Consider the following 1,951-nt stretch of genomic DNA (forward strand, 5'->3'; position numbering starts at 1 on the left):
GGATTAACATTAACACTGCCTGATATAAAATTCGATGTTACCTTTTCATCTTTGAATTCCAATATACAAAGTAATGTATGCACTGCTATTGTAAATCTTGAGCTAATTTTCATTAATTATCCCAAAGAATATTAAAAATTATAATATATTCAATATCTTAAAACATATTATATATAACTAATATTTATTAACTTCTTTTTATTTTAACATTATCTATAACTTTTTTATAAGGCATTAAAATATATTCATTCATTTTGCCTTTCATTTTCTTTTGCATTGAAGGGATAGATATTAAAGCCCCTACCAATTTCATTTGAAGCATTTTCATTTTCTGTTTTTGTGGGAAGTCGTATATATTATGTTTCTTATAATATCTATGATCCTCTTTCATAATACCCTGCATTATGTATATCAAATCTCTAAATATTTTCATACCACCCACTCCATAGAAATTTTTAGGGCGTGTACATTTATTTTCTATAGCATATTTCATTACAGAAGATAATTTTGAAAGCTCTTCTAATATATCTTTATTATTATCATTTGCTACATGAGTTAAAAAATTTCCTCCCACTTCAGAACGAGCCTCTATAAGTGTTTGTAAATTGGCTTCTGCCTCATAATCACCGCTTACAATATATCCTATAGGCATGCCCTCTGTAACTGTTCTATGACCATTGCAGAATTGTCTATCTTCATAAATTTTAAAACTAGAATGTGTATAATGATTCTCTATTGTAAATGCATATATAATAGCATCGGCAGTTTGTATTTCATTTCTTAAAAAATCATCGAATTTATCTTTATAAACGCATTTTCCTGTCAAGGCACATCCGAAACAGCCTAAACATCCACCATGAAAATTGTATTCTCTTATATTTATTTCTCTTGTTTTATATGGGAAAATACTTTTAAAATCTTCTATTATATTTCTTAAATTCTCATCATCTTCTGAAGTATTGCTCAATATAAGCACATCTTTAGAAGAGTCTTTATTTTCTAAACTATATGTATATTTTCTTTGATGGAGTTTTTTTTCTTTATGATTAATGATTTCTTTATATAAGTATATATTATTTTCTGCTGAGAATATTAAATAATTAAAGAAGTTTATAGCATCGTTTTGCCCTTCTTTTTTCATCAAATCATCCATATCGGCAGAAAGTCCTTTTATATATTTAAAGTTCAAATCTAAACAATTTTCTTCCAAGAACTTATGTGCTGTTGTATCATAAAAATGTTTTGAAGTGGAAAATTGTGTTGCAAATTTATTTTTCACATTGATATTATTTTCTTTTAATAATTCTATAAATCTATGCAATTGATATGGAACTAAAAAAGTGTATACAGGATAGGAAAAAATTATTATATCCGATTTTTCAAATGCTTTTTCTACTTCATTAAAATTTTTTTCATAATATCTTAATTTCTGACCTACATTCAAAAATGAAAATTTATGTTCTATAAATAGTTTTTCTAAAAATAATAAAGTTTGTAAAGTTACGCTGTTATTGCCTTTAGGACTTCCATTTATTACTAATATATTCATTAAAAACTCCAATATCAAATACATATTGAATTATAATAAATAATATAAAAATAACAATACTATTTATTATATAAATATTGTTTATTTTTATATAGTTTTAATATAAAATCATATACAATCATGTTTAAATTTTTAAGGGAATATTTATGAAAAAAAATAATAGTGTAAAAAATACATCTGCTGTAAATAATTTTCAATTTGATGAGGCTTATGATAAGGATAAATGGCTTAAACATTTAGGCGATACTTTTCAACAGGAGTACGGTGCTATTAGTAATGAAGAGGAGATACTAGAAAAGAATAAAGATTTTTTAAATAAAGTAATTTGGATTGGGGATTTGAATACAGATGACGGCGAAGTTATAGGGGTATATGAAGTTTATATAACAAATACAAGACTTG

General features: G+C 24.9%; 2 protein-coding genes and 1 pseudogene. 1 reads left to right on the forward strand and 2 read right to left on the reverse strand.

Annotated elements, in window-relative coordinates:
• Positions 1-113, reverse strand: a pseudogene (locus tag Q1J76_RS12600) (Rrf2 family transcriptional regulator); the annotation flags it as partial.
• Positions 114-187: 74 nt separating this feature from the next.
• The gene (locus tag Q1J76_RS04530) at positions 188-1,549 is read right to left on the reverse strand and encodes an NAD(P)H-dependent oxidoreductase (RefSeq protein WP_300377902.1); all 1,362 of its coding nucleotides are present in this window, start codon (positions 1,547-1,549) and stop codon (positions 188-190) included.
• A gap of 146 nt (positions 1,550-1,695) precedes the next feature.
• On the opposite strand from Q1J76_RS04530, the gene Q1J76_RS04535 reads away from it, so the two are divergent.
• On the forward strand, positions 1,696-1,951 hold a 256-nt coding region (locus Q1J76_RS04535; protein ID WP_300377905.1), incomplete at its 3' end, for a hypothetical protein.

Origin of the sequence: Brachyspira sp., from assembly GCF_029258575.1 — a bacterium.
Taxonomy (GTDB): domain Bacteria; phylum Spirochaetota; class Brachyspiria; order Brachyspirales; family Brachyspiraceae; genus Brachyspira.